A 26,799-nucleotide genomic window follows, 5' to 3' on the forward strand; every position below is an offset into this window, starting at 1 on the left:
TCCCATGCGAATAGACCGTTTGACCAGCAAGCTTCAATTAGCAATATCCGACGCTCAGTCCCTCGCCGTAGGCATGGACCACCCTGCCATCGAGCCCCTGCACCTGGTGCAGGCCCTGATCGAACAGCAGGGCGGGTCGATCAAGCCACTGCTGATGCAAGTCGGCTTCGACATCAACAGCCTGCGTCAGGCACTGGTGAAAGAACTCGACCAACTGCCGAAAATCCAGAACCCCACGGGCGACGTGAACATGTCCCAGGACCTGGCGCGCCTGCTCAACCAGGCCGACCGCCTGGCCCAGCAGAAGGGCGACCAGTTCATCTCCAGCGAGCTGGTGCTGTTGGCCGCCATGGACGAGAACAGCAAGCTCGGCAAGCTGCTGTTGAGCCAGGGCGTGACCAAGAAGGCCCTGGAAAACGCCATCAATAACCTGCGTGGCGGCGCGGCAGTCAACGACGCCAACGCCGAAGAGTCGCGCCAGGCTCTGGACAAGTACACGGTCGACCTGACCAAGCGTGCCGAAGAGGGCAAGCTGGACCCGGTGATCGGCCGCGACGACGAAATCCGCCGTACCGTGCAGGTGCTGCAACGGCGTACCAAGAACAACCCGGTGCTGATCGGTGAGCCAGGTGTGGGTAAAACCGCCATCGCCGAAGGCCTGGCCCAGCGCATCATCAACGGCGAAGTGCCCGATGGCCTCAAAGGCAAGCGCCTGCTGGCGCTGGACATGGGGGCGCTGATCGCCGGTGCCAAGTACCGCGGCGAGTTCGAAGAGCGCTTGAAGTCGCTGCTTAACGAGCTGTCCAAACAGGAAGGCCAGATCATCCTGTTCATCGACGAACTGCACACCATGGTCGGCGCCGGTAAAGGCGAGGGCGCCATGGACGCGGGCAACATGCTCAAACCGGCCCTGGCCCGTGGCGAGCTGCACTGCGTTGGCGCCACCACGCTCAACGAGTACCGCCAGTTCATCGAAAAGGACGCCGCCCTGGAGCGTCGCTTCCAGAAGGTACTGGTAGAAGAGCCGAGCGAGGAAGACACCATTGCCATCCTGCGCGGCCTGAAAGAACGCTACGAAGTGCACCACAAGGTGGCCATCACCGACGGCGCGATCATTGCGGCGGCCAAGCTCAGCCATCGCTACATCACTGACCGCCAGCTGCCGGACAAAGCCATCGACCTGATCGACGAAGCGGCCAGCCGCATTCGTATGGAGATCGACTCCAAGCCTGAAGTGCTCGACCGTCTGGACCGTCGTCTGATTCAGCTGAAGGTGGAATCCCAGGCGCTGAAGAAAGAAGAAGACGAAGCCGCGAAAAAACGCCTGGAAAAACTGCACGAGGAAATCGAGCGGTTGGAGCGTGAGTATTCCGACCTCGAAGAAATCTGGGCCTCCGAGAAAGCTGAAGTGCAGGGCTCGGCGCAGATCCAGCAAAAGATTGAGCAGGCCCGCCAAGAGCTCGAAAGCGCACGCCGTAAAGGCGACCTGAGCCGCATGGCCGAGCTGCAATACGGGGTGATCCCGGACCTAGAGCGCAGCCTGCAGATGGTCGACCAGCACGGCAAGTCGGAAAACCAGTTGCTGCGTAACAAGGTCACCGAGGAAGAGATTGCCGAAGTAGTGTCCAAGTGGACCGGCATCCCGGTTGCCAAGATGCTCGAAGGCGAGCGCGAAAAGCTGCTGAAGATGGAAGAGCTGCTGCACCAGCGCGTGATCGGTCAGCACGAAGCCGTTACCGCCGTGGCCAACGCAGTACGCCGCTCCCGCGCCGGGTTGTCCGACCCGAACCGGCCAAGTGGGTCGTTCATGTTCCTCGGCCCGACCGGGGTGGGTAAGACCGAGCTGTGCAAGGCCCTGGCCGAGTTCCTGTTCGACACGGAAGAGGCGATGGTGCGTATCGACATGTCCGAGTTCATGGAGAAACATTCCGTGGCTCGTCTGATCGGCGCTCCACCAGGCTATGTAGGGTACGAGGAGGGCGGTTACCTGACCGAAGCGGTACGGCGCAAGCCTTATTCGGTGGTGCTGCTCGACGAGGTGGAGAAGGCGCACCCGGATGTGTTCAACGTGTTGCTGCAAGTGCTTGAGGATGGCCGGCTGACGGACAGCCACGGCCGTACTGTGGACTTCCGCAACACCGTGATCGTGATGACCTCCAACCTGGGCTCTGCACAAATCCAGGAACTGGTCGGTGACCGTGAGGCGCAGCGTGCTGCGGTGATGGATGCGGTGGGTTCGCACTTCCGTCCGGAGTTCATCAACCGGATCGACGAAGTGGTGGTATTCGAGCCCCTGGGCCGCGACCAGATCGCCGGCATCACCGAAATCCAGCTGGGCCGCCTGCGCAGCCGTCTGCTGGAACGTGAACTGTCGCTCAGCCTGAGCCCTGAGGCGTTGGACAAGCTGATCGCAGTGGGTTACGACCCGGTGTATGGCGCACGGCCACTGAAGCGTGCGATCCAGCGCTGGATCGAAAACCCGCTGGCGCAGTTGATCCTCTCTGGCAAATTCCTGCCAGGGTCGGCGATTACCGCCAAGGTGGAAGGCGACGAAATCGTCTTTGCCTGATCCAGCTGAAAAAAATAGCCCCGCACCTGCGGGGCTTTTTTATGCCCCTGATGCCACTGCAGGAGCGGGCTTGCCCGCGAAGAGGCCCGGCAAACACCGTAAAATCGGGGCCTCGCAGGTTTTTTTGATAACTTGCTGAAAATTTTGAAATTTCTGCTTGCATCTAAAATCGAGTGCCCCTAATATACGCCGCGTTGTCAGGCACTAAGCGAATCACCAGGAACATCGGTGTTAGCAAAACAACTTAGAAATCAGTAAGTTGAATGAAAAAAAGTGGTTGACAAGCAAAACGAAGAATGTAGAATAGCCGGCCTCAGCAGCGACAAAGCGAAAGCAGAGAAGCTTAAGAGATCGAAGCTAACACAGACTTCGAAGTAGTAAAGATGTACCGAAGTTCAGTTCCGCGATAGCTCAGTCGGTAGAGCAAATGACTGTTAATCATTGGGTCCCTGGTTCGAGTCCAGGTCGCGGAGCCAATCTCGGGGTGTAGCGCAGTCCGGTAGCGCGCCTGCTTTGGGAGCAGGATGTCAGGAGTTCGAATCCCCTCACCCCGACCATTTTCAGGGTCGTTAGCTCAGTTGGTAGAGCAGTTGGCTTTTAACCAATTGGTCGTAGGTTCGAATCCTACACGACCCACCATGTAAAAAGGGCATCTCGACTGAGATGCCCTTTTTCTTTTGCCTCGAATTTAACCCAAGACAAAGCACCCGTTAAGGTTTCTGTTTAAGCGGGGCCTTTGGGAGCAACTGTCTTGCGCAATTTCTAAAAATTGACGCATTGTGGGAGCGGGCTTGCCCCGCGAACACCGGCGAAGCCGGTGCCATGCACCGCGGCGCCTGCATCGCCGGCAAGCCGGCTCCCACAGGTTTTGGTAGCCGCTTGCCGCAGCCCCAAGGGCTGGGTGATCTGCCACAAAAAAGCCCAGCCTGAGGGGCTGGGCTTAGCTGTCAGTGCAGCTTCAACCGCGGCTCTGTCCCGCGCCCAATCTTGCTACCCAACATCATCATCGCCGTACGGAAGAACCCGTACAGCGCCATCTGGTGCATGCGATACAGCGACACATAGAACATCCGCGCCAGCCAGCCCTCCAGCTTCACGCTGCCCATCAGGTTGCCCATCAGGTTACCCACCGCCGAGAAGCGCGACAGCGATACCAACGAACCGTAGTCCTTGTACTCATAAGTCGGCAGCGCCTTGTTCTCCAACCGCGCCTTCAGGCTTTGCGCCAGCATCGAAGCCTGCTGGTGTGCGGCCTGGGCCCGTGGCGGCACATTGCGGTCGCTACCCGGTTGCGGGCACGCGGCGCAGTCACCGAAGGCGAAGATGTTGTCATCACGCGTGGTCTGCAGGGTAGGGCGCACCACCAACTGGTTGATGCGGTTGGTTTCCAGCCCATCGATGTCCTTGAGGAACCCCGGCGCACGGATACCCGCCGCCCACACCTTGAGGCTGGCCTGGATCACTTCGCCGTCCTTGGTTTTCAGGCCATCCGCGGTCACTTCGCTGACCGCGGCATTGGTCATCACCTTCACCCCCAGTTTTTCCAGGGTCTTGTGCACCGGCACACTGATGCGCTCAGGCAACGCAGGCAAAACCCGTGGGCCAGCCTCGATCAAAGTGATGTGCATGTCCTTGGGCTGGATGCGGTCCAGGCCATAGGCTGCCAGCTCGTGCGCCGCGTGGTGCAGCTCGGCCGCCAGCTCTACGCCAGTGGCACCGGCACCGACGATGGCCACGCTGATTTGTTCGCTGGCCACATCACCGGCGTGGGCGCGCAGGTAGTGGTTGAGCAGTTGCTGGTGGAAACGCTCGGCCTGCTTGCGGGTGTCCAGGAACAGGCAGTGCTGCGCCGCGCCCAAGGTGCCGAAGTCGTTGGTGTTGCTGCCCACGGCGATGACCAGGGTGTCGTAGCTCAGCGTGCGCGCAGGCACCAGCTCGCGGCCCTCTTCATCGAGGGTGGCGGCCAGTTGGATCTGCTTGCCTTCACGGTCCAGGCCGCTCATGCGCCCCAGCTGGAAGTTGAAGTGGTTCCACTTGGCCTGGGCCACGTAGTTCAGTTCATCTTCCGAGGAGTTCAGCGAGCCGGCTGCCACTTCGTGCAGCAGCGGCTTCCAGATGTGCGTCAGGTTGGCGTCGACCAGGGTGATGTCGGCTTGCTTGCGCTTGCCCAGGCTTTTACCCAGGCGGGTCGCCAGTTCCAGGCCGCCGGCGCCGCCGCCGACAATCACGATGCGATGAGTCATGGGGATATCTCATAAGGTTTACGGAATTCGTGGCCCTGGGGGCCGGCCGCAAACTGCACGAGGGGAGGGCGAGCGCAAGGCAGCTCATAGCACCAGTCCACTCAACAGGCGGCTTATGAGGCCCAGACCAATGGTCACGGCCACCACCAGTACAAGGAGCAACCACGGCCGGAAGGGCCTGCGCTCAACTTGGTGCTGGGGGGCGCGTAGATACTCATCGACACGACGCTGATCTTCAGGATTCAGGCGGCTGGTCATGGTGGGCCTCGTCAGATAGACGTTTGTGACTGCGCAAACGCTACAGCGTTCAGGCAAGCGCTTGAAACAAATGATAATGCTTTCTATCTCTGGCGCCGAGTGTACGCCATCGCAAAGACTCTCGGCACTGGATCAAAGACTGATCCCCACATCGAACACAATGCTGCGCCCCAGGTTGCCGCGCAAAAAGTCTGGCGCATCCGGGTGGGCGAACAACACCCGGGCGAACGTCGGCCCGACCAGTGACAGCGAGCGCCAACCCTGGCGCAGGTATTCGGTGGGCGGCGGGAAGTGAGTGTTGAGGTCGAGCACTTCGCGCTTGAGGCTGGCGAAGGCGATGATGTCCAGCTCGTTCAACTCCAGCCCACGTTCACGGTAGTTGTGCGCCTTCTTGCGCAAGGTCGGGGCCAACCGCCCCAGCAGTTCAGTCGCGCTGATACGCCGGGGGCGTGCTTCACGGCGCACCAATTGCGCCAGGGAAAACGCACTGCGCCGGCGTTGCAGCTCTTCGCGCCACTCATCGTTGAGGCGGCGGCCTTCGTCCAGCACAAAAAACACCTCGAATGCCGCATCGCGGAACAGCACGTCTGGCGGCTCCTGGCCGGCTGGGGTGAAGTCCTCGCTGCGGTAGGGAATGTTCAACCCTTGCAGCAGGCGTTGGCATACCCAACGCTCGCGCTCCCATTTGCGTGCATTGGAGAGAAAAGCATTGGCTTGTTCGGCCTGGATGGTAAGCAGGCGCAGGTAGTCTGAGTCATCCATGCAGACAAGCTTAGTCGCTAATCGATGACGGTAAGATGCTGTTTGTGCGTAGAAATCAGCTCAGCACCGGCCACTGCTGCACGATACCTAGCAGATGCACCACGCCAAACCCCAGGCAAAAGCATCCGCATGCAGAAAGGGCGGCCGCCAGATCAGGCCAGGTTAAGCGCGGGGAGGTGCCAGCCTACAGCAGCCGGAGGAGATGGAGAATGGGTGTAGACTCACCTTTATCCACAAGGGAGAGAGGGGTATTCGTCCGGTGATCAGTGCACAGGTGTTGTCGGGCACCAGCCTCACGTTGGGCTGGCTGGGTTACGTGCCACTGTTGCTCTGGGCCGCCAGCCGCGCCCGCTGGGTGGAGCTGTTCACCGACCGGCGCCGCCAGCACCTGCTGTTTGGCACGGTGTTCTGCCTGTTTGCCCTGTGGTTGGTCAGGCGCGATTTCGATACGGGCGTGTCGTATCACTTCATTGGCATGACGGCTGTGACCCTGCTGCTGGACTGGCCGCTGGCTGTGCTGGGGGGCTTTATGGCTCAGTTGGGGTTGCTGGCGCTGGGGCGTCAGGACCTGGCGGCACTCGGTGTGAACGGCCTGCTGTTGATTGGCTTGCCGGTGCTGATTACCGAGCTGTGCGCCATCGCGGTCGAACGCGCGCAACCGCGTAACCTGTTTGTGTATATCTTTTGTTCAGGGTTCTTTCCGGCGGCGCTGACGGTGCTGGTGTGCCTGTTGGCCGGGCTGGGTATCTTGTGGCTGGACGGGCGTTTTGCCATGCCGGAGTGGCTGAGTGACTTTGTGGGCTACCTGTGGCTGATGATGTTCCCCGAGGCGTTCATCAACGGCATGGTGATCAGTGCGCTGGTGGTGTTTTGCCCGGAGTGGCTGGAAACGTTCAACCGCACGCGGTACCTGCAGGCACCGTGGAAGGACGATGAACACTGAACCCCGCCCTTTGTAGGAGCGGCCTTGCGTCGCGATGGGCCGCAAAGCGGCCCCAGTTTCAGCGTCATCACAGATAGTGCTGGGGCCGCAAAGCGGCCCTTTCGCGACGCAAGGCCGCTCCTACACGGGGCCAGTACACAGGCTTAGTGCCGCGGCTCCAGGTCCCCGGAATACAGCTCATCTTCGGACTCTTCCGAACCCGCGATCTTGTGCTCCTCAGCTGCCCAAGCCCCCAGGTCGATCAGCTTGCAACGGTCAGAGCAAAACGGCCGGAACGCGCTTTTCTCGTTCCATTCCACAGGTGCGCCACAGGTCGGGCAATCGACGGTCAATGGCTGGCTCATGGCTGGCCTCCTCGTAAAGTCAGGTAAAAGTGGTGCAGACGGTCGATCTGCTGGTGCAGCGCCGCGAGGTCGCGGTCATTGACCACCACATCGTCGGCATGGCGCAGGCGTTCTTCGCGGGCCAGCTGGGCCTGCAAAATGGCCTGTACCTGCTCGGGGCTGGTGTTGTCCCGCTGCAGGGTGCGTTGCACCTGCAACGCCTGCGGGGCATCGATCACCAACACGCGTTGGGTCTTGCGATGCTGGCCAGACTCAATCAGCAAGGGTGACACATACACCGCATACGGCGACTGCGCCTTGGCCAGGTAGCTGAAAATTTCCTGCCCGATCAGCGGGTGCAGCAGGGCTTCCAGCCATTGGCGCTGGGCCGGGTCGGCGAAAATCAGCTGGCGCAAGGCGCCGCGGTCGAGCTGGCCGTCGTCCAGCAGCACGCCTGGGCCGAAGCGCTCGACGATACTGGCCAGCGCCGGGCGACCAGGCTCAACCACCCAGCGCGCGGCCTGGTCGGCATCGACCAGGTGCACGCCAAGCTCGATGAAGCGCTCGGCGGCGGCACTCTTGCCGCTGCCGATGCCACCGGTCAGGCCGAGAATCCAGGGGGTGAAAGCTGCAGTGGTCATCAGAATCCAAGCAGTTGCAGGTAAGAGGCGTATATTTCATCACCCCAGAGCACAGCAATCCACCCCGCAATTGCCAGATAGGGGCCAAACGGCATGGCCATGCCGATGGAATGCTTGCGCATCCGCAGCAGGAACACGCCCACCAACGCCCCCACCACCGAAGACAGCAGCAAGGTCAACGGCAGCACCTGCCACCCCCCCCAGGCACCGATCAGTGCCAGCAGCTTGAAGTCGCCATAGCCCATGCCTTCCTTGCCGGTCACCAGTTTGAACAGCCAGTACACCGTCCACAGGGTGAGGTACCCGGCCACGGCACCGCACACCGCATCGGGCAAGGGCACCAATACGCCGCAGTAATTGACGATCAACCCAAGCCACAGCCCCGGCAGCACGATCGCGTCAGGCAGCAATTGTTGGTCATGGTCGATCAAGCCCAGGGCCAGCAAACCCCACGTCAGCGGCAAAAGGGCCAGTGCCTCGACACTGGCCCCGCACCGCCAGGCCACCGCCATCGACAGCAGCGCACAGCCCAGCTCGACCAACGGATAACGCGCGCTGATGCGCTGCTTGCAGGCAGAGCAACGCCCGCGCAACGCCAGGTAACTAAGGATGGGGACGTTTTCCCACGCCCGAATCCGATGCCCACACTGGGTGCACTGCGAGGCCGGCAGGCACAGGTCGAAACGCGCATGCTCGTCCACCGGCAACCCCAGCACCTCCTGTGCTTCACGCTGCCATTGGCGGTCCAGCATGATCGGCAGGCGGTACACCACCACATTGATAAAACTGCCCACCAACAACCCCAGCACGGTCGCCAAGGTGATGAAGTAAGCCGGCTGCAAGGCCAGGAAGGTCCATAAAGTCATGTTCAGATCAAGCTACCCAACTGGAAAATCGGCAAGTACATCGCCACCACCAGGCCGCCAACCAGCAGGCCCAGGACCAGCACGATGGCGGGCTCCAGCAGGCTGGTCAACTGCTCCAGCGCCTGGCTGACCTGTTCCTCGTAGTGGCTGGCGGCTTTTTCCAGCATCGTGTCCAGCGTGCCACTGGATTCACCAATGGCCACCAACTGCACCAGCAGGGGCGGGAACAGCGGCTCGGTGGCCATCGCCTGGTTCAGCCCCTGCCCATTGGCCATGCCCTGGCGTAAGCGCAAAATTGCGTGTTCATGCAACTCACCACCACTTACCTTGGCCACCGTCCCCATGGCATCCAGCAGCGGCACCCCAGCGGCGTACGACGTTGCCAAGCTACGCGCAAAGCGCGCCATCGCCGCCTGCCTCAGTAGCCCGCCGAACACCGGCAGGCCCAGCACCCGCTGAGATATCCACAGGCGCGCTGGCGCATGCTGCCGGTAAAGCTGGCGCCCAGCCAAACCCAGCATCGCCATACCGACCAGCAACAGCGGCGCATAACGCCCCAGCCCTGTGGACAAGTCGATCACCCACTGCGTAAAAGCCGGCAGCGCAGTATCAAACCCCGCGAACAGGCTCTGAAACTGCGGGATCACCTCCAGCAACAAAACCGCCGACACCCCCAACCCCGTCAGCAGCAGCAACAGCGGGTAAATCATCGCCTTGCGCACCTTCTTGTGCAGGGCCAGGCGCTGTTCCAGCATGCCCGCCAGTTGCTCGAGCTGCCGGTCCAGCGTGCCGGATTGCTCACCCACCCGCACCAGGTTGCAGTACAGCGTATCGAACCACCCCGGGTGGCGTTGCAGCGCATCCGCCAGCCCCAGCCCCGACGCTACATCCTGTTTCAATCGCACCAGCAACGCCGCCTGCGCCGCATCACACCCACTGCGCCCCATTACCTCGAACGCCTGCAGCAGCGGCACCCCGGCTTTCAGCAAGGTCGCCAGCTGCCGGCTGAAGCCCGCCGGGTCAGCTTTTTCCGGCCGCTTTGGCCACCGCCACGCCAGCCCACCAGCCGGCCGCAAACTGGCCACCAGAATGCCCTGGCGCAGCAACCCCGCGCGCACATAAGCCGGGCTGCGCCCAGGTGTTTGCCCGCGGACGGCCAGGCCATTGGCGTCGGTGCCCTGCCAAGCGTAGAGGCGTATCGAATGGTTCATACAAAGGTCCTTTTTTGCCCGAGCGACAAGCTTGGAAACAGCTTGCCGTGTCCATGAGAGGGCGTGCTTCCCTGATGCTCACTAGAGTAGTTCAGCGAAGGTGACGCCCAGGCGGGCAGGGGTGACAAAAGGTGTCTGTTCAGGCCTACTGCGCCGCTGCCAGCCTGGGGTCGAGAGTGACCCCAAATGTGTATGCGTATAAACAAGGAAAACGTTCATGAAAGGGCAACGCGGTATCACCCTGATCGAACTGATGATCGTCGTCGCGATCATCGGCATTCTGGCGACCATCGCCATACCGATGTACACCAACCACCAGTCCCGCGCCAAGGCGGCGGCCGGGCTGTTGGAGATCACCTCACTCAAGCCCCCCATGGACCTGCGCTTGAACGAAGGCAAGGACGTGCTGGATGTCGGGTCGCTAGGCGGCCAGCCAGCGACGGCGCATTGCGCGATTACGGCTGAAGGCAAGGCTGTTGACGGCACTGGCAAGATCGAATGCACCCTGGTCGATGCCCCGGCCACCGTGGTTGGCAAGGCCATCACCCTGACCCGCTCCGCGACCGGATGGACCTGCACCACCAACATCGAGGCAGACCTGGCGCCGAAGGGTTGCAAAGGGGCGTGAGGGTAGGGCAATAAACGAAGGGAAACAGGGGTTTGCGTAACGGCTGCGGCAGTGGTACGTTGCGCTACACGCCGGTGTAGCTCAGTCGGTAGAGCAGCGCACTCGTAACGCGAAGGTCGCAGGTTCGATTCCTGTCTCCGGCACCACATTCAGATTGGCCCGTGGCGATTTTTCGCTTGTTGGCCGCACTAAGAAACCCGCCTTGTGCGGGTTTTTTTGTGCCTGCTTATTACTCTGCTGATCTGCGTGTTTTGGCCTTAATGGGGCGCGTTTTTTCACTTAGCGTCGCACGGCTTTCTAGATAGTAGTTATCTGTTGATTCGGTTTTGACCAACGTTTACGGGGGGGAAGGCCGAATTTTTCTAGATAATGTTTTTTCGTCTTAAGAGAATTTTCAGATGCTTGAGTTTTCTCACTACGACCTGCAGCAAAGCCGAGAGCAGCGACCAGTTGCTGGAAATTGGCAACTGTAAGTTCCGTAGCCCCGCACTAGCCAACAGAGGAAGCCAACTGGGAGTTTGGCCAGTTCTTCTGGTCGTTTCGCGACTATGAGAGTTCACCCTTATCCGCGAGAAGCGCCTTTGGTTAGGCCAGGGATACGTGTTGCGAGGCCCTGAGTCGGCGCTCCATAATTTTAATTGAGCTTTTTTCACAACGATCCACATCTTGAAAAATGGCCTGAGGATAATATTAGAGATAAAGAATCCACCATGAAAATTAATAACGATTAAATTCAAGGCGTTCCGTGTTGATACGATTGCTGTCTCCGCATCAGTAAAGCATTTGGTAGCAGTCCATGACTGTTGCGAAACACCCTCACCAAAGCCCGCCTATCGCGGGCTTTGCTGTTTCTGCTTGGCTCGTTCTGTCACAGTACCTAAAACGTAAGTACTGGGGTTGATGCAATAGGAAGCGGATGATTCACTCATCTCATTCAAGAAAAGGAAAACACCATGGCCAAACCACACGACTGGAATGACTGGGCTGGCGGACTGACACTGGTCCTTCAGACAATCGTTTACGTTCCCCTGTTTTACGTCATCCTCATGCCATGGCTTTGCCTTGTGCTCGTGAAGCTTGGTAAGACGCCACTCTTCCCTGGGTTTTTCCACGCGATGGCCTCGACGGGCTGGTTGGTGACCTCAGGGGTTGTGGGCTTTGTAGTGCTTTTTATTGTGATTCGTAGCTTGCTTCGCTGAAAAGCGATGGGACGTACTGGAAGCTGGGTGCGCCACGCTCATAGCGACTCCAATCGATCCTGCAGCAGTTCAGCTGCAAGGTTTCGTTCGCGGGGCTGTCCCAGCCGTATGGCATCGACCAGCGCCAACAAGGCGTACATTTCCGGGTCTTTTCGAGCTGCGTCGGCCGCAGTCTTGAACAGCGGCTCGACCTTCATACCGAGGGTATTGCCGCGGGCGTATGGCCACACTGGCACGTGTTCACCGGCGCTGATCAAGGTCTTGTGCAGTACTGGTGCTGCGAAGCCGGTTGTAATACCACGTGTCAGCTCGCCGGCACGGGCTGGAAGCACGTACTTCAGGCCGTAGACGATGAACTCATACAGCGCCTTGGTGTTCGCTCTAGGAACGCCCAGCTTGCGGTCGGTTCTGGCCAGGCCGATCTCAATGCAATGCTTCAGAGAGAGGTTTATCTGTGTCTTGCTAATGCCAGTTTGAAGCTCCAATGCACGGGCGGTGTAGGCGGACGCACGCATCTCAACATGTAGCTGGCCCGGGTATGCAGGCAACTGGTCATCATCCAGGTCCTCCCAGTCTTTCCAGTCGTGCGGCCAGGCCGCCATAGCCCTGTCGCTCGATTCATGCCGTTGCAGGCAAACCAGCTTGAGTAGTAAACCGATGTCTTGACCTTTCATGCCATAACCTGTTCTTGTTGTCCCGCGTCCTGGGACATGGGACAACAAGAACATGCAATTTGCTGTTGTGCAAGCAGGAAAATGAAAATCTTCGAAACCGCTAGGTGTAGCGTCGAGAGGAAGTTGGTGACCGCTGTGATGCCTACAGCACAGGGCGTACATTCCCACAGCCTCGAACCTTGCAATAGCCCCCTCACAGGGATAAATTGCCCCAGTCGTCGAAGCATCGACGACGCGACCTTGGCCGGTCGGAATCGAAAGGCGCATCAGCGCCCAGTCTTCATCGCAGGCGCTTTTTTTGTGCCCGCGATGTCGCGTTATGGCGGTGGTGCGCGGGACACCTTCGGGTGTGCCGGGCTCCTTTCGTCCCGGTCGGCCAACCCGCGTACTGCTGCCACCCCAACTTGCTTGGCCGCGAGCGGTGGCAGTTCCATAACGAAAGGAACTCATGCATGACCACCAGAAGTCCCTTAAGGATCCTCGCATCCGCTCTCCGCCGCCACCCCTCGCTGGCCGCCACCCCCCACCGTTTCTACCCCCTCAACACCCAATCCCACCCCACCTCCAAACCCCAGGAGGCCCCCCATGACTGACCACGAACGCCTCTCCACCATTCAAAGCTACGCCTGGACCCTAGAACTGCTCGGCGAAGCCTTGGTCCAGCACGACGAAATGCTGGAATGCGAACACAACCCGCGCCTGAGCTTCCGCAACACGGCGGGCATCCACCAAGCGATCCAGATCATCAGCCGCCTGGCCAGTGAGCAGTGCGGGAAGGTGATGTCACCGCGCGAGCAGTGCCCGGCCGATTAACCGGCGTAGTGCCTGAAAGCCAACCATCCCCCCTTTTAAACGACCACTGGCCACCTCAGGGTGGCCTTTGGGCATTAGCAGGCAATACTTCTCTCTATACGCAGGCGTGTTCCTGGTGGCACGCGCCGCTGGGAGGTGTCAGGTGAACAAACTATCAATCGTGGGTGCCGGGATGGTGGGCGAGGCGGCGGCTCAGATCATCGCCCGGGATGAGTTCTGCCGTGAGCTGGCGTTGATCGATGTGCAGGGTGAGTTGGCGCAGGGCAAGGCGCTGGATGTGTGGCAGGCGGCGGTCGAGGCTGGGTCCGATACGCGGGTTTACGGCGGGGCCAAGGCCGACATGCTGGAGGGGTCTGAGCTGGTGGTAATCACCGCAGGCGTGCCGCGCAAGCCGGGGCAGTCGCGGCAGGATGTGCTGAGTATCAACCTGCCGATTCTCGATGGCGTCATGCGGGATATCAAACGCCATGCGCCAGCGGCGACGGTGCTGGTGGTTTCGAACCCTGTCGACGTGCTGACTTATCGTGCCTGGTCGCTCAGCGGGCAGGGCCGTAACAAGGTGTTCGGGCAGGCGGGGGTGCTGGATACCGCGCGCATGAAGTGCTTCATTGCCGAGGAGACGGGGTTTTCTGCTCGGGATATCACGGCGCTGGTGCTGGGCGGGCATGGCGATAGCATGGTGCCGTTGATGCGCTACTGCCAGGTGGGGTCGGTGCCGTTGTCGCACTTCCTGTCCAGCGAGCAGATAGAGCGGATTGTGGAACGCACGCGCAAGGGGGGCGGTGAGATTTTGGGGTTGAAGAAAATGGGCAGTGCCTGTGATGCGCCGGGTGTAGCGATTGCGCAGATGGTGGATGCCATCGCCAATGGGCGAAATCGCATTTTGCCGGCGGTGGTGGTGCTGGAGGGCGAGTATGGGCGAACCGACATCGCCATGGGGGTGCCGTGTGTGCTGGCGGAGGAGGGGATTGTGCGGGTGATCGAGTTGCCGCTGGATGGGCAGGAGCAGGCGATGTTTGACCACTCTGCGGATCAGGTGGCGCGGGATATTGCTGAGATGAATGCGTTGTAATCAGTGGGTTATGAGTGGCCGGGAGGGGAGTGTAGCGCCGGCCCTCACTCATCGTGAGAACGACAGATACATCGTGTGTCAACATGAATTTGACCACCCCTCTTGACTTGTGCAGAATCGCCCCTCAGTTTTGATAAACACCCACCCAGATTCAGGAGGCCGAATGGAGTACCGCACTGCAAACGACGTCCTGCAAGCGCATTGGGATGGTCGACTGCCGGTAAACCCTCTCGCCATCGCTCAGGCCATGGGTATTGAGGTCAAGCCGCTCACCCCATTCGATCAGGAGTGCTGGCGCCCGAACGAGAGCGGCCACTATTCCTATCGGAATGGCAAACCGTTGATTACCTACAACGTCACGGATGCGCCTGTACGTCAGCGCTTCACCATCGCTCACGAAATTGGCCACCATGTGCATGGTGATCTGGATGCTCCGCGGGATACCTTCGAGCAATTCAGTGCAAGAGCACGAGACCCCAAAGAAGTTGCTGCCAATAGGTTCGCTGCGGCTTTGTTGATGCCTGCGGCCTTGGTCAAACATATGGTTATGGAGCAGAGGGTCACTGACCTTGCTCGGTTGGCGAGAGCCTTCGGCGTATCGACGGCAGCCATGGAGTTCAGGCTGAAAGCGATTGGGTTCTTATGACAGACACGAGTGATGATCTGTCTCTTGGAGAAGCGGAAAATACCGGCTTGGTCAGCGACTATCTGAGGCGTGAATCCTGGCGTTTCAGATGGGAAAAGCGGTTGACCACTGTCACCGTGGCGTTGGTCATCATTTTTTACCTCGCACTGCTAGGTTTCGTGTTCCTCGGCAATATTCGTATTTCCGCAGGCGCTTGGTACTTTTTCACTTCCGTCAAACCTCATTCGACGGGTGATATTCCCATCATCGTGGCTTTATCGACTGTCCCAACCTTGCTACTGATTGCGTTGCTACGTTACTTCCATCATCGGCCAAAGCCTGAGCAGGATGATTCACAGGCTCCCTTGCCGATCAGCGTTGAAGCAGCGAAAGAGATTATCAAGGCAACGACTGATGCGATGAAGGCGCCTTAGCGTCGCCGCTCAAACCACACCCAACACGCGCGGCCAAAGGGCCCGCAATGCGTGGGCCCTTTTTATAGCGACTAGAAGCTATACCGCGCAGTCAGTTTCACGTTCCGTGGGTCGCCATAAATGTCATACGGGCTCCACCCACCATTGGCCACGCTGCTGTAGTAGGTGCGGTCGAACAGGTTGTTGACGTTGACCTGCAGGTCCAGCTGTTCGCTGGCTTTGTAGCCTGCCACCAACCCCACCACGGTGTACGAGCCTTGCTGGTTTTCCCAGGCAGTCGCACCCGTGCCCCCCGAAGTGCGGATGCGGCTCTGTTGGTAGATATCACCACCCACGCGCCAGCGCTGCAGTTCGCCGGGCAGGGTGTAGATCGTCGACAGCTTGAACAGCTGGCGCGGTTTGGCGCGGTCGAAGTCTTCGCCTTCGCGGGCTTTGTTGGCGTCGCTGACATATTTGGTCTGGGTGTAGGTGTAGCCGGCAGCCAGTTGCCAGTTGTCGGTCAGGGCGCCTTGGATTTCGAGGTCGATGCCTTTGCTGCGCACCAGGCCGGCGGCCTCGTAGCAGGCACTGGCGGCGCCTGAACCGCACCCTTTGACATCAGGCAGCTCTTGGGCGCGGTTCTTTTGGTCGATCTGGAAAACCGCCAGACTGGCGTTCAGTGCGCCACCAAAGTATTCGCCCTTGATGCCCACTTCGTAGTTTTCGCCCACCACAGGGTCGAGCACTTTGCTGTCCAGGCCTTTGCTGGTCTGCGGCTTGAAGATATCGGTGTAGCTGACGTAGACCGAGTGGTTAGTGTCCAGGTCGTAGACCAGGCCGGCATAGCGGGTCAGGTTACGCGTGATCTTGTAGTTGTTTTCGCTGCTTTCGCTGTCGTCGAATTCGTACCAATCGAGACGGCCACCCAGAATCAGCGACAGCGGGTCGGTCAAACGCAGGCGGCTGCTGGCGTAGACGCTGTCCTGGGTGGTGGTTTCGGGGAGGCCGTTGGGGCCCGTGACGTAATCCGGCTTGGCATGGCCGCGGGGGTTCCACTCGAAGAGGTTGCTGCCGGCGTCGATGTAATCGCTCCAGGCCTTGCCAGACCGATAATCCAGCTGGCGCTTGCTGACACCAACGGTCAGGTCATGGGTTTGACCGAGCAACTGGAAGGGGCCGCTGACGGCCAGGTCGTAGCCTTTTTCCTTCTGCTCCATGGCTTCGGTCCAGAGATAGTGGCGGTCGTATTCCCATATCGAGGAGGCCAGCACGTCGGTGTCGGTCTTGGTCTGCATGGCCGCCAGGCGCAGTGTCCAGTCGTTGGCTAAGCCTTGCTCGAGGGTGGCGAAGTAGCCGGTGGTGCGGTTGTCGGAATATTCCCAGTCATGGCCGAGGAAGGTGTCGCGTGGCAGCCCGAGGTGGCCGCCGCCACGGGCCATGGGCAACCCGCCCCAAATGTAGTTGGTGTGGTTTTTCTGCCGGTAGGCGCCGAGGGTGAGGGTGGTGCTTTCGCTCAGGTCGGCGTCGACCACGCCGTAGAACAGGTCATGGTCACTCTCCACGGAGTCGCGGAAGCTTTTGGCGTCTTGCTTGGAGACCACGGTACGGGCGCGCAGGGTGCCGGTTTCATTCAGTGGGCCGCCGATGTCCAGCGTGCCGGTGTAATCGTCCCAACTGCCGGCACTGCCGGTGAGGGTGCCCTGGAATTCATGGGTCGGGCGCTTGCGCACCAGGTTGATGGCGCCCCCGGGGTTGCCAGCGCCCTGGGCCAACCCGGTGGCCCCACGCACGATTTCGACCCGGTCGTACATGGCCAGGTTGGCTTCGCCGCTGGGCAGGTAAGTCAGGAAGCTGGTGGGGAAGCCGTCGTACATGATGTTGTCGACGTCAAAACCGCGGGCACTGAAAGAGGGGCGGCCGGCGCCGCCGGAGTTGCTGAGGAAGATCCCCGGCGCACTTTTGACCACATCGCTGATGGTGGTCATGGCCTTGTCGTCCATCCGCTTGCGCGTGACCACGCTGACGGCCTGCGGGGTTTCGCGCAGGCTCAAGGGCAGCTTGGTGGCCGTCTGCATAGTGCCGGTGGTGTACGACCCGCTGTTTTCAGTGGTCGCCGCCAAGCCTTGGCCGGTAATGCTGGTAGCGCCCAGTTCCAGGCCAGTGCCCGTGGCCTGTGGTGTCAGCAGGTAAAGGCCATTGCCCTGCGGTGACGCTTGCAGGCCGGTGCCTTGCAGCAGTTGCTGCAAGCCGCCTTCCACACTGGTGGCGGCGTTCAGGCCTGGGCTGCGCAAACCTTCGACCAGACCTGGTTCGATGGGCAGGGTGATACCGGCTTGGCTGGCGAAATTAGAAAGGGCGCTGCTCAGGTTGCCGGCGGGCACCTGAAAGGTCCGGCCCTGCTGCGCGCTGTGCTCGGTGGCTTGCGACACGGTTGCAGTCAGGCCGCCACCGGTGATGATCAGGCCCAATGCAGCAGCGTGTACTGCCCGCGCCAATGGTTGCATGCCCTGCGTCGTCGCCATGTGTTCGTCCCGTCCTGTAAAAGTGATGTGCTTACGGTAGGGACACGCAACCTGAGCAAAACACGACAATGATTCTTGTTACGTATACGCGCGCGCCGTGACGGTGACCCAGTAGGGCGTGCGGTAGTGGATGTCCACCGGCAGCGTCTGGCTCAAGGCGCGCAGAATCTGATCGGTGTCGCGCAGCTGGAAGGTGCCGGAGATCAACAGCCGGGCCACGGCGGGGTCGCAACGCAGCAAGCCAGGCCGATAGCGCCCCAGCTCGCTGATGAAGTCATCCAGGCGCGTCTTTTCTACCCGCAGCACATGGTTGAGCCAATCGAGGCGCTGTTCAGCCAGCGGCATGGGGGGCTGCACAGCCTGGAGGCTGACCTGTGTTTGCTGGCCGGCCGCCAGGCGCACCAGGCCGTCGTCACCCCGTGCCAGGCGAGGGCGCACTTCGACAGCGCCCTCCAGCGCGGCGAGGAACGTGCTGCCTGGGTACTGACGCACCAGCAAGCGGCTGCCGAGCGGGCTGATGTGCGCTTCGGCGGTATCGACGATAAACGGGCGCCTGGCAGGCTCACGGGGCAGCTCGACCAGCATCTCGCCTGCGATCAGGCGCACGCGGCGAACGCTGTCGTCGTAGGCGATATCGACGGCGCTGCCGGTGTTCAGGCGTAGCTGCCCGCCATCCGGCAAGGGCACGCTGCGCTGCTCCCCGGTGGCCGTGCGCACGTCCGCCTGCCACTCGCGCCACGGCAGCCCCCGGTAGGCTGAGAGGCCAAGCGGGGCGGCGGCAATCAGCAATGCGAGGCTCTTGAGTGCCTGCCTGCGTTCCAGGCTGCGCGGGCGCTCCAGCGCCGTGCGGGTGGGTTCCCCGCTAAGTTGCTGGGCACGGCTGCTGAAGCGCTCGGCCAGTTGCCAAGCGCGTTCGTGGTCAGCGTGCCGCGCCCGCCATTCGGCGCCTGCGGCATGTTCGGCGGCGCCGGCGCTGCTGTTCTGCAAACGCACGAACCAGCTGGCGGCTTCGCGGGCAATGCGCCGGTCGATGGGGGTATTACTCATCGTGCGTACTGGCGAGCACGATGCATTCTTCAAACGCCCGCGCCAGGTGGCGTTGCACGGTACGGACGCTGAGCTTGAGCCGGCTGGCGATCTCTTCTTGGGTATAGCCTTCCAGCTGCGCCATCAGGAACGCCTGTCGGCTTGGGGCGGGCAGGAGGGCGAGTACCTGGTCGATCTCGTCGAGGGCTTCGAGCACCAGCGCCTGATGTTCCAGCGACGGTGCCAGTGCTTCTGGCGTTTCCGCCAGCGCGGCCAAGTAGGCTTGCTCCAGCGAGCGGCGGCGATAGAAGTTGAGGGCCAGGCGATTGGCGATTGTGGCCAGATAGGCGCGCGGGGCCGTGTAGTTCAGCGCCTCGCCGGTTGCACTGCTGAGCAGCCGCACGAAGGTGTCCTGGGCCAGGTCCGCAGCATCGGCGGCACTGCCCAAGCGCTTGCGCAGCCAGTTCTGCAGCCAGCCGTGGTGGTGGCTGTAGAGCTGATCGATGGCCTGATGCGGGTGATGATTTGCCGATGAGGTGGATTGCACGGGATACGATAGATGTTAATGAGAATTCATCGCATTCTATCAGCATACGTTCGGCCAGGTGCAAGCAAAAGGTTCAGCGCTTGCTGAACCCTCATAGCTTTATTTGTCTCGCACCCATGCGGGCACGACGCGCACATAAATTAACTCGCTCACCAACTCCACCAGCGTTTGGGTAATCACCGCTGCCGCCGCCAACCTGCGCAGGTCTTCCGGCAACGCCAATGCCAACGGCAACACCACTAGCGAGTTGCGCGTCGAAGCGCTGAACGTCACCGACCTCACCTCGGCCACCGGCAAACGCATCAGCCGCGCGGTGGCAAAGCCGATCACCGGTGCCAGCAGCATGAAGCCGAGGTACACCGGGATCACGGGCAGCAAGCGCTCGAAATCGCGCAGCACGGCGGCAATCTGCGATCCGATTACCACCACCAGCACCCATGCCATCGCCGGTACCGGCATCCACGCCCAGGCGTCGTTCCACTTCGATGCCATGCGGGAGCGGCGGGCGCTGGCGCTGGTTAGCACGGCGAGAATCATCGGCAACACAATCAACAGGGCAAAGGCTTCTACGAACGGGGCGATGGAAATTGCCACAGCGTTATCGTCACCCAGCATCAACGCCAGGTACACCGGCAGCAGGACCAATTGCACCAACAGCAGCAGCGGCGTGGCGGCGAGGGTCTGGCGTGAGTCGCCTTTGCCGATGTGGGTGAACACCACCACGTAGTCGATGCAGGGGGTTAGCAACACTAGCAGGGCGCCGATCAGGATGGCCGGGTGCGCGACCAAGCCGCGGGTGATTGCCCAGACCAGCAGTGGGATGATGACGAAGTTGGCCAGTAGCAGTGCACTGATGAAGCGACGGTTGCCCAGGCCTTGGCGCACGTCGAGGAAGGGGATCTGCAGGAACATCGCGTACATCAGCACGGCAATGGCGGGGGTGATCAGGGCTTGCAGATGGTGTGCGGTGTCGGTGGCCAGCAGGCCGAAGGCAAGGGCTGCGAGCACTGCCGCGAAGTAGACCGGAATTTGATGAGTTTCGAGTTGCTCTCTGGTCAAGGCAGGGTCCTGTGCGCGCGCGGGTTTTGAAGCGGCACAGGGTAATACGTGAAGGCCCATGCAGGCGACATCAGGTGTTCAGCCAATCCACCCCGCGTTGTGCAATCAACAGGCTCAGGGTGCATTGCTGGGCAGCGGCGTAGCACGCCAGAAAGCCGCCCACCGGGTAGAGGTTGTGAATTTCCATGGGGTGGCCGTTGCTGGCGATCATCTGGATTTCTCGCCGGTCATCTTCAAGTTGTGCCAGGTCGAACGGGGCGCCGGTTTGCGCATCGACCAAGGTCCACAGGCTAGGATCTTGCGCCTCGATGGCCTGAGCGGCCACCAGGCCTTCGGCGGTGGTGAATATGCCTTTACCGAAATAAGGCCCGCTGCGCACATACAGTCGATAACCTGCGTCGCTATAGCGAAAATACAGCAGCATCGCGCACTGATCGTCGCCTTTGTCGAACGGGATCAACCCAAAGCCCTGTCCGTGCTGCCAATCATCGTCCGTGCCGTTGAGCATGCCGAGCGCGTGGGCGCCTTCAATGGCGTAACCCGGTACTTCAGTGGGTGTGACCAGGCTCACGTGCCCTGTGCACAGGCAGTCCAGGCTGTTCACCGGTGATTCGGCGATCTGCAGGGTAGCTGTAAAGGAGCGTGTTTTGTTATCTGCCATGGGGTGCCTCCGGCTCGGCGTGGGGGAGGCTGCAGGCTAGGGTGTCTTGCGCAGGGGTGCCATTTGGAACAGGTTCCGCAAAGCGGGCACAAAAAAGCCCGGCGCAAGGCCGGGCTTTTTCACATCAGGCTGGCGCCAATCAGTTGCCGTAAACCGGCAGCTTCTTGCAGATGGCCTTGACCTTCTCACGCACGGCATCGATCACCGCTTCGTTGTTCAGGTCAGCCAGGATGTCGCAGATCCAGCCGGCCAGTTCCTTGCACTCTGCTTCTTTGAAGCCACGGGTGGTCACGGCTGGGGTGCCGAAACGCAGGCCCGAGGTGACGAACGGGGAACGTGGGTCGTTCGGTACCGAGTTCTTGTTGACGGTGATGAAGGCTTTGCCCAGTGCGGCGTCAGCGTCCTTACCGGAGATTTCCTGCTTGATCAGCGACAGCAGGAACAGGTGGTTTTGGGTGCCGCCAGAAACGACGTCGAAACCACGCTCGATGAACACGCTGGCCATGGCCTGGGCGTTTTTCACCACTTGCTGCTGGTAAGCCTTGAACTCAGGCTGCAGGGCTTCTTTGAAGCAGATCGCCTTGGCCGCGATGACGTGCTCCAGCGGGCCGCCTTGGGCGCCTGGGAAGACAGCGGAGTTCAGCTTCTTCTCGATGTCGGCGTTGGCACGGGCCAGGATCAGGCCGCCACGTGGACCGCGCAGGGTCTTGTGGGTAGTGGTGGTGACCACGTCGGCGAACGGCACAGGGTTCGGGTACACGCCAGCGGCAACCAGGCCAGCAACGTGGGCCATGTCGACGAACAGGTAGGCACCGACCTTGTCGGCGATGGCGCGGAAGCGTGGGAAGTCCAGCACCTGCGAGTAGGCCGAGAAGCCGGCAACGATCATCTTCGGCTTGTGCTCTACAGCCAGGCGCTCGACTTCGTCGTAGTCGATCAGGCCGTTGCCGTCGATGCCGTACTGGATGGCGTTGTACAGCTTGCCCGAAGAGCTGACGCTGGCGCCGTGGGTCAGGTGACCACCGTGGGCCAGGCTCATGCCCAGGATGGTGTCACCGGCCGACAGCAGGGCCAGGTAAACGGCGGCGTTGGCCTGGGAGCCAGCGTGCGGCTGGACGTTGGCGTAGTCGGCGCCGAACAGCTCTTTGGCGCGGTCGATGGCCAGTTGCTCGACCACGTCGACGTATTCGCAACCACCGTAGTAACGCTTGCCTGGGTAGCCTTCAGCGTACTTGTTGGTCAGAACCGAACCCTGGGCTTCCATGACAGCCGGGCTGGTGTAGTTTTCCGAAGCGATCAGCTCGATATGCTCTTCCTGGCGCAGAGCTTCTTGCTGCATGGCTTCGAAGAGCTCGGCGTCGTACTTGGCAATGGTCAAATCACGGCTGAACATGGCGGTCCTCAAGGATCGGGCTGAATTGGGGGGGCATTCTAACCGATTGCTTCGGGCCTGGCATATGAAGTGACATCAAGTCGCGGACCAAAGGCCTTCATGTTGCATCCCGCGCCCTGTCTGGGCTGGAGTTGACTTCAAGGTCCGTTTTTTGCGGCGCCAATTACAGCGTTGGCGCTGTGCCTGTAGGAGCAGCCTTGTGCTGCGAAGAGGCCGGTGACAGCAGTAAAGATTCAGGGCGCGGTCGCCGGCCTCTTCGCAGCACAAGGCTGCTCCTACAAAAAAGACGGCAGTGGAATCCTACTGGAACATGAACAGGGTTTCGTTGGCGAACTGCGCCTCGAACTGATGCGCCGGCATCGGCCGCCCGAACAGGTAGCCCTGCACCTCGTCGCAACCATGCTCACGCAAGAACTCCAACTGCTCATGGGTTTCCACGCCCTCGGCGATTACCGCCAGGTTCAGGCTGTGGGCCATGGCAATGATCGCCCGGGCAATCTGCGCGTCCTGCTCGCCCTCGGGCAAGCCGTCGACGAAGGTGCGGTCGATCTTCAGCACGTCGATGGGGAACTGCTTGAGGTAGTTGAGCGACGAGTACCCGGTGCCAAAGTCGTCCACCGCAATGCTCAGGCCAAGATTCTTCAGGCTGGCGAGAATCTGCAAGGCCTCATTCACCTCGCGCATCAGGATGCTTTCGGTCAGCTCCAGTTCCAGGCACGCCGGCGGCAGCCCGATGTCTTCCAGGATGGTGGCGATGCGCGTGCCCAGCTGGCCGTCGGAGAACTGCCGCGCCGAGATGTTCACCGACACCTTCGGCACCCGCACTTTGGCTTTGTGCCAGGCCTTGAGTTGGCGGCTGGCCTCACGCAGTACCCAGTCGCCGACATCCACCACCAGGCCCAGCTCTTCGATCACCGGGATGAAGTCGCCCGGCGGCACCAGGCCGCGGGTGGGGTGGCGCCAGCGCAGCAAGGCTTCGGCGCCGGTCAGGCGTTTGCCATCGCCACTGAACTGCGGCTGGTAGTAGAGGATGAACTCGTTCTGCTCCATGGCATGGCGCAGGTCGCTTTCCAGCTCCAGGCGTTCCAGGGCACTGGCGTTCATCTCGGCCTGATAGAACTGGAAGTTGTTCTTGCCGCGTTCTTTGGCGTGGTACATCGCGGTGTCGGCGTTTTTCATCAACTGGCTCAGTTCGCTGCCATCCTGCGGGCTGAGGGCGATGCCGATACTGGCCGTGACGAAAAACTCGCGGTTCTCCAGCACGAAGGGCCGTACCAGGCTGGCGAGGATGTTCTCGGCCACGTGGATGGCGCGGTTCAGCGCCATCTCGCGGGTCGCACGCGGTTGCAGCAGCAAGGTGAACTCGTCGCCGCCCATGCGTGCCACGGTGTCGTCGTCATCCACGCAGGCCAGCAGGCGCAGGGCCATGTCTTTGAGCATGCGATCGCCTGCGGCATGGCCGAGGGAGTCGTTGATCGGCTTGAAACGGTCCAGGTCGAGGAACATCAACACCACCCACGCCTTTTGCCGTTCGGCCTGTTGCAGGGCCGTGTGCAGGCGGTCCTGGAACAGCGTGCGGTTGGGCAGGTGGGTGAGGGCGTCGTAGTAGGCCAGGCGGTGGATGCGCTGTTCGCTGGCCTTGCGCTCGCTGATATCGGTGAAGAAGCACACGTAGCTGGCCAGGTCCCCTTCGTCGTCCAGCACTGCCGTGATGCCGACCCAGGCCGGGTAGTGGTCGCCGTCGCGGCGCTTGAGCCACACTTCGCCTTCCCAGCTGCCGCGCTGATGCAACTGCTTGACCACGTAGCGCAGGTGGCCTTCCTGCTGTTGCTCGACGGTGAGCATGCCAGGCAGCTGGTCGAGCACGTCGCTGACGGCATAGCCGCTGACCCGGCTGAACGCTTCGTTGGCCTGGACGATGTAGCCGGCCGGGTCGGTGATGAGGATGGCCGAGGTGGAGTGCTCGAATACCGTGGCGGCCATGCGCAGGTCTTTTTCGGCGCGGCGTTGCTGGCTGATGTCGCGGCCAACCCCAAGCACGCCTTCGAAGCGCTCCTGGTCGTCCCACACCAATACCAGGCGCAGCTCGATCGGGATCTTGCGGCCATCGGCGCGCAGGCAGTCGAACAGGAACAGTTGGGTGGGCAACTGGCCACGCAACTGGGCCAGTTGCTCGCCGTCGCCCATGGCATTGCTGACGCGCTCCATCAGGCTGTAGATGCCGGTCAGCTGGGCCGGGTTGGCGATGATCGATTGCCAGCCGTTGTCGAAGATCCATTCAGCCTGATAACCCAGTACCGCTTTGACCGAGGGGCTGACGTAGTTGAGCTGCAGTTGGCTGTCGGTGGAGAAAATCACGTCGCTGATGCTTTCGGCCAACATGCGGTAGCGCTGTTCGCTGTCGCGCAGCGACTGGCTGGCCTCGATCTGTACGGTAACGTCCTTGCCCACGCCGATGATGCGTATCACCTGGCCGTCGTGGTCGCGGGTCAGCACCTGTTCGCGAATGTCGTAGCAGCGCCAGCCACTGTCGTGGTGACGGAAGCGCAGTTGGCAGTGCAGCGGCTGGCTGTGGCCGGTGGCTCGTTGATGCTGGCGCAGGGCCTGGAAGTGCGTGGCGTCTTCGGGGTGCAGCAGCAGCTCCCAAAAGCGGTCGCCCATCTGTGCCAGCTCTGTGCGGTCGTAGCCCAGGGTTTGGCCGAGGTGGCGGTTGCTGAAGATCATGCGCTGGCTCGGCACGTCCTGCACGTAGAGCTGGTCGGGCACGGTACGCACCACGTCCGACCAGAAACTCTCGCGTTCGAGCAGGGACAGCTCCACTTGTTTGCGGCTGGTGATGTCGCTGATGCTGAGGATCACCGCCTGGTAGTCGCGGCGTTGCAGCGGCAGGCGGGCCATCAGCCACAGGTGCAGTTCGCCGCCCAGTGGCGCCGGCAGGCGCACTTCCAGTTCCAGCAGCGAGCGCTGTTCGATCAGCGCATCGATCAGTTGCATGCCGATGCTGTCGCGGCCATCGCCGCTGCCGTCGATCAGCCGCTGCCAGGCACCTTCGTGGCATTCGACGTTGAGCAACTGGCGCGCCACTTGGTTGATCTCGGTGATCTTCAGCTCCTGCAACAGCGAGCGGCGCAGGTTAGGGTCCAGGGCCAGGCTGTGCTTGAGCGCAGCGTGGTTGCGCAGGTGGTAGCGGTCGAGCTGGCCGGGCAGGCTGGAAAGGTCGAGCACGCACAAGGCAACACCGGTGCCTTCGAAAATTTCTTGATAGCGCCGGCGGTCTTCCTGCAGTGCGCGCTGGCGGCGGCGCATGTTGATCAACGCCAGCACCGGCAGCAGGGCACAGAACAGCACCAGCAGGCACTTGCCGATCAGTGCCGGTAGTAGCTTCTGCTGGGCCCGCTGGGCGTCAAATAGGCCGCGCAGTTGCCAGGTGCTGTTGTCGATGAACGCCAGCATCACGCTCTGCAGCGGTGCCGGGCTGGTCTGCGCGATGGCGTGGCGGTCCAGCACCGCGCCGTTGCGGCTGTTTTCCAGCAGCCACAAGGGGTGGCCTGGGCTGTCCAGGTGCACGGTGAGGGTGCGGTAATACGCGTCGGACAGGCGCAGCAGCCAGTAGCCGCGGTCCTGCTCGGTGGACTGGCGCAGCAACAGGTAAATGGTGCGGTTGTCCGCCGAGTTGGCAAAGAAATACGGGCGACCCTGGTTCAGCGTCAGCAGCTCGCCAATCAATTGGCGGTCAGGGCTGCCGGCCAGGCTGTCGGCGCGGACCTGCCCACTGGTGTCTAACCAGGCCAGGTCACGCAGGGCGGGCAGGCGCGTGCGCAGGGTATCGAGCAGGCTGGGCAGGGCTGCCGGCGTCGGCGCATTGACGTAGGGCTGCACCACATTCACGGCCTGCTGGGCCTTCAACGCCATGTTCAGGCTGAGGTGGTCGGCCAGCTCCGCAGTGGCCTCCAGGCTTTGCTTGCGCAGGTCGGCTTGGGTGTGGCGGAACTGGGCGAACAGCTGCCACAGCAACAGGCCCAGCAGAATCAGGGCCAACAGGGCCAGCGCACCCTTGATCGACCCGCGCAGGGAAGCGACGGGGGCCATTGGTGCGGGACGCAGCGACGACGGTTGAGAGAGATTGGTCAAGCGTTGGTCCTGCGATTGGGCTGGCGATGGCAGGGATTGATCATGCACGGTTGGTGCCGGTGTCTGGTTGCCAGACCGCGGTGGCGCACTATAAGGCCGGACACCCTAAACGGGCTAGCATGCCTAGGATTATGGCAAAGTGCCAGCCCCCTTGTCCGGTGATGGTCGCCTTGCCGACGGTCGTGGTGGCGCCCTGTGGTTCGGCAAGCCCCTGCAACCT

At 61.3% G+C, this 26,799-nt stretch carries 23 protein-coding genes and 4 tRNA genes; 12 read left to right on the forward strand and 15 right to left on the reverse strand.

The features are described from left to right. The first annotated feature begins 4 nt into the window (after nucleotides 1–4). The 4 genes from clpB (at nucleotide 5) to ACMCNM_RS03610 (ending at nucleotide 3,208) form a co-directional block, all read left to right on the forward strand. Complete coding sequence (clpB, locus tag ACMCNM_RS03595) at nucleotides 5–2,569, forward strand: ATP-dependent chaperone ClpB (protein WP_027594563.1); 2,565 nt, start codon at nucleotides 5–7, stop codon at nucleotides 2,567–2,569. Nucleotides 2,570–2,969: 400 nt separating this feature from the next. Next, nucleotides 2,970–3,045, forward strand: a tRNA-Asn gene (locus ACMCNM_RS03600). 4 nt (nucleotides 3,046–3,049) lie between these two features. Further along, nucleotides 3,050–3,126 (forward strand) — tRNA-Pro (locus ACMCNM_RS03605). Between the two features lie 6 nt (nucleotides 3,127–3,132). Continuing rightward, a tRNA-Lys gene (locus tag ACMCNM_RS03610) sits at nucleotides 3,133–3,208 on the forward strand. A gap of 308 nt (nucleotides 3,209–3,516) precedes the next feature. Here the strand turns inward: ACMCNM_RS03610 and ACMCNM_RS03615 are convergent. From ACMCNM_RS03615 to ACMCNM_RS03625, 3 genes are all read right to left on the reverse strand, one after another. Next, entirely contained in the window at nucleotides 3,517–4,812 is a 1,296-nt protein-coding gene (locus tag ACMCNM_RS03615) for an NAD(P)/FAD-dependent oxidoreductase (RefSeq protein ID WP_238216081.1), read from the reverse strand. Nucleotides 4,813–4,896: 84 nt separating this feature from the next. Next, nucleotides 4,897–5,070, reverse strand: coding sequence for a DUF3094 family protein (locus tag ACMCNM_RS03620; RefSeq protein ID WP_013970765.1), 174 nt, complete (start codon nucleotides 5,068–5,070; stop codon nucleotides 4,897–4,899). A gap of 132 nt (nucleotides 5,071–5,202) precedes the next feature. Then, the gene (locus ACMCNM_RS03625) at nucleotides 5,203–5,832 is read right to left on the reverse strand and encodes a DUF1780 domain-containing protein (RefSeq protein WP_013970766.1); all 630 of its coding nucleotides are present in this window, start codon (nucleotides 5,830–5,832) and stop codon (nucleotides 5,203–5,205) included. 202 nt (nucleotides 5,833–6,034) lie between these two features. Here ACMCNM_RS03625 and ACMCNM_RS03630 point away from each other — a divergent pair, with 202 nt between their 5' ends. Beyond that, nucleotides 6,035–6,775, forward strand: coding sequence for an energy-coupling factor ABC transporter permease (locus ACMCNM_RS03630; protein WP_412763955.1), 741 nt, complete (start codon nucleotides 6,035–6,037; stop codon nucleotides 6,773–6,775). Nucleotides 6,776–6,918: 143 nt separating this feature from the next. Here the strand turns inward: ACMCNM_RS03630 and yacG are convergent, their stop codons facing one another. From yacG to ACMCNM_RS03650, 4 genes are read right to left on the reverse strand one after another with little or no spacing between them, the layout of a single operon-like run. Continuing rightward, a complete protein-coding gene (gene yacG, locus ACMCNM_RS03635) occupies nucleotides 6,919–7,119 on the reverse strand; it encodes a DNA gyrase inhibitor YacG (RefSeq protein WP_027594560.1) in 201 nt (66 codons plus the stop codon). Further along, nucleotides 7,116–7,739, reverse strand: coding sequence for a dephospho-CoA kinase (coaE, locus tag ACMCNM_RS03640; RefSeq protein WP_186683257.1), 624 nt, complete (start codon nucleotides 7,737–7,739; stop codon nucleotides 7,116–7,118). The genes yacG and coaE overlap by 4 nt, the downstream gene beginning before the upstream one ends. Beyond that, nucleotides 7,739–8,605: a prepilin peptidase gene (locus ACMCNM_RS03645; protein ID WP_412763956.1), complete on the reverse strand. Its 867-nt coding sequence runs from the start codon at nucleotides 8,603–8,605 to the stop codon at nucleotides 7,739–7,741. The genes coaE and ACMCNM_RS03645 overlap by 1 nt, the downstream gene beginning before the upstream one ends. A 2-nt stretch (nucleotides 8,606–8,607) precedes the next feature. Then, complete coding sequence (locus ACMCNM_RS03650) at nucleotides 8,608–9,816, reverse strand: type II secretion system F family protein (RefSeq protein WP_412763957.1); 1,209 nt, start codon at nucleotides 9,814–9,816, stop codon at nucleotides 8,608–8,610. A 217-nt stretch (nucleotides 9,817–10,033) separates the two neighbouring features. Between ACMCNM_RS03650 and ACMCNM_RS03655 the strand changes: the two genes are divergently transcribed. The 3 genes from ACMCNM_RS03655 (at nucleotide 10,034) to ACMCNM_RS03665 (ending at nucleotide 11,643) form a co-directional block, all read left to right on the forward strand. Then, a complete protein-coding gene (locus tag ACMCNM_RS03655; protein WP_186683263.1) occupies nucleotides 10,034–10,444 on the forward strand; it encodes a pilin in 411 nt (136 codons plus the stop codon). 70 nt (nucleotides 10,445–10,514) lie between these two features. Continuing rightward, a tRNA-Thr gene (locus tag ACMCNM_RS03660) sits at nucleotides 10,515–10,590 on the forward strand. 807 nt (nucleotides 10,591–11,397) lie between these two features. Further along, nucleotides 11,398–11,643 (forward strand): hypothetical protein, encoded by a 246-nt coding sequence (locus tag ACMCNM_RS03665; RefSeq protein WP_186704161.1) that lies wholly within the window; start codon nucleotides 11,398–11,400, stop codon nucleotides 11,641–11,643. A 38-nt stretch (nucleotides 11,644–11,681) separates the two neighbouring features. On the opposite strand, the gene ACMCNM_RS03670 is transcribed toward ACMCNM_RS03665, so the two are convergent. Continuing rightward, a complete protein-coding gene (locus tag ACMCNM_RS03670) occupies nucleotides 11,682–12,317 on the reverse strand; it encodes a hypothetical protein (protein ID WP_412763958.1) in 636 nt (211 codons plus the stop codon). Between the two features lie 585 nt (nucleotides 12,318–12,902). Here ACMCNM_RS03670 and ACMCNM_RS03675 point away from each other — a divergent pair. The 4 genes from ACMCNM_RS03675 to ACMCNM_RS03690 all read left to right on the forward strand — a co-directional run bounded on the left by ACMCNM_RS03675 (nucleotide 12,903) and on the right by ACMCNM_RS03690 (nucleotide 15,261). After that, on the forward strand, nucleotides 12,903–13,130 hold the full coding sequence (locus tag ACMCNM_RS03675) for a hypothetical protein (protein ID WP_412763959.1): 228 nt from the start codon (nucleotides 12,903–12,905) through the stop codon (nucleotides 13,128–13,130). A 142-nt stretch (nucleotides 13,131–13,272) separates the two neighbouring features. Beyond that, nucleotides 13,273–14,202 (forward strand): malate dehydrogenase, encoded by a 930-nt coding sequence (locus ACMCNM_RS03680; RefSeq protein ID WP_265968969.1) that lies wholly within the window; start codon nucleotides 13,273–13,275, stop codon nucleotides 14,200–14,202. 163 nt (nucleotides 14,203–14,365) lie between these two features. Further along, nucleotides 14,366–14,848 carry an ImmA/IrrE family metallo-endopeptidase gene (locus ACMCNM_RS03685; RefSeq protein WP_027594541.1) on the forward strand — a complete coding sequence of 161 codons (483 nt, stop codon included), beginning with the start codon at nucleotides 14,366–14,368 and terminating at the stop codon, nucleotides 14,846–14,848. After that, nucleotides 14,845–15,261 carry a hypothetical protein gene (locus tag ACMCNM_RS03690; protein ID WP_027594540.1) on the forward strand — a complete coding sequence of 139 codons (417 nt, stop codon included), beginning with the start codon at nucleotides 14,845–14,847 and terminating at the stop codon, nucleotides 15,259–15,261. The genes ACMCNM_RS03685 and ACMCNM_RS03690 overlap by 4 nt, the downstream gene beginning before the upstream one ends. 71 nt (nucleotides 15,262–15,332) lie before the next feature. Here ACMCNM_RS03690 and ACMCNM_RS03695 read toward each other — a convergent pair whose 3' ends face one another. The 7 genes from ACMCNM_RS03695 to ACMCNM_RS03725 all read right to left on the reverse strand — a co-directional run bounded on the left by ACMCNM_RS03695 (nucleotide 15,333) and on the right by ACMCNM_RS03725 (nucleotide 26,579). Continuing rightward, entirely contained in the window at nucleotides 15,333–17,762 is a 2,430-nt protein-coding gene (locus tag ACMCNM_RS03695; protein ID WP_412763960.1) for a TonB-dependent siderophore receptor, read from the reverse strand. 78 nt (nucleotides 17,763–17,840) lie between these two features. Then, entirely contained in the window at nucleotides 17,841–18,809 is a 969-nt protein-coding gene (locus ACMCNM_RS03700; RefSeq protein WP_412763961.1) for a FecR domain-containing protein, read from the reverse strand. After that, complete coding sequence (locus ACMCNM_RS03705) at nucleotides 18,802–19,335, reverse strand: sigma-70 family RNA polymerase sigma factor (RefSeq protein ID WP_412763962.1); 534 nt, start codon at nucleotides 19,333–19,335, stop codon at nucleotides 18,802–18,804. The genes ACMCNM_RS03700 and ACMCNM_RS03705 overlap by 8 nt, the downstream gene beginning before the upstream one ends. A 99-nt stretch (nucleotides 19,336–19,434) precedes the next feature. Then, the gene (locus ACMCNM_RS03710; protein WP_412763963.1) at nucleotides 19,435–20,394 is read right to left on the reverse strand and encodes an arsenic resistance protein; all 960 of its coding nucleotides are present in this window, start codon (nucleotides 20,392–20,394) and stop codon (nucleotides 19,435–19,437) included. 70 nt (nucleotides 20,395–20,464) lie between these two features. Beyond that, nucleotides 20,465–21,055: a hypothetical protein gene (locus ACMCNM_RS03715; protein WP_412763964.1), complete on the reverse strand. Its 591-nt coding sequence runs from the start codon at nucleotides 21,053–21,055 to the stop codon at nucleotides 20,465–20,467. Nucleotides 21,056–21,194: 139 nt separating this feature from the next. Then, nucleotides 21,195–22,448 (reverse strand): serine hydroxymethyltransferase, encoded by a 1,254-nt coding sequence (gene glyA / locus ACMCNM_RS03720; protein ID WP_027594534.1) that lies wholly within the window; start codon nucleotides 22,446–22,448, stop codon nucleotides 21,195–21,197. Between the two features lie 300 nt (nucleotides 22,449–22,748). Then, on the reverse strand, nucleotides 22,749–26,579 hold the full coding sequence (locus ACMCNM_RS03725) for an EAL domain-containing protein (RefSeq protein ID WP_412763965.1): 3,831 nt from the start codon (nucleotides 26,577–26,579) through the stop codon (nucleotides 22,749–22,751). Between the last annotated feature and the right edge of the window lie 220 nt (nucleotides 26,580–26,799).

The organism is Pseudomonas sp. NGC7, from assembly GCF_047159675.1.
Classification (GTDB): Bacteria; Pseudomonadota; Gammaproteobacteria; order Pseudomonadales; family Pseudomonadaceae; genus Aquipseudomonas; species Aquipseudomonas kermanshahensis.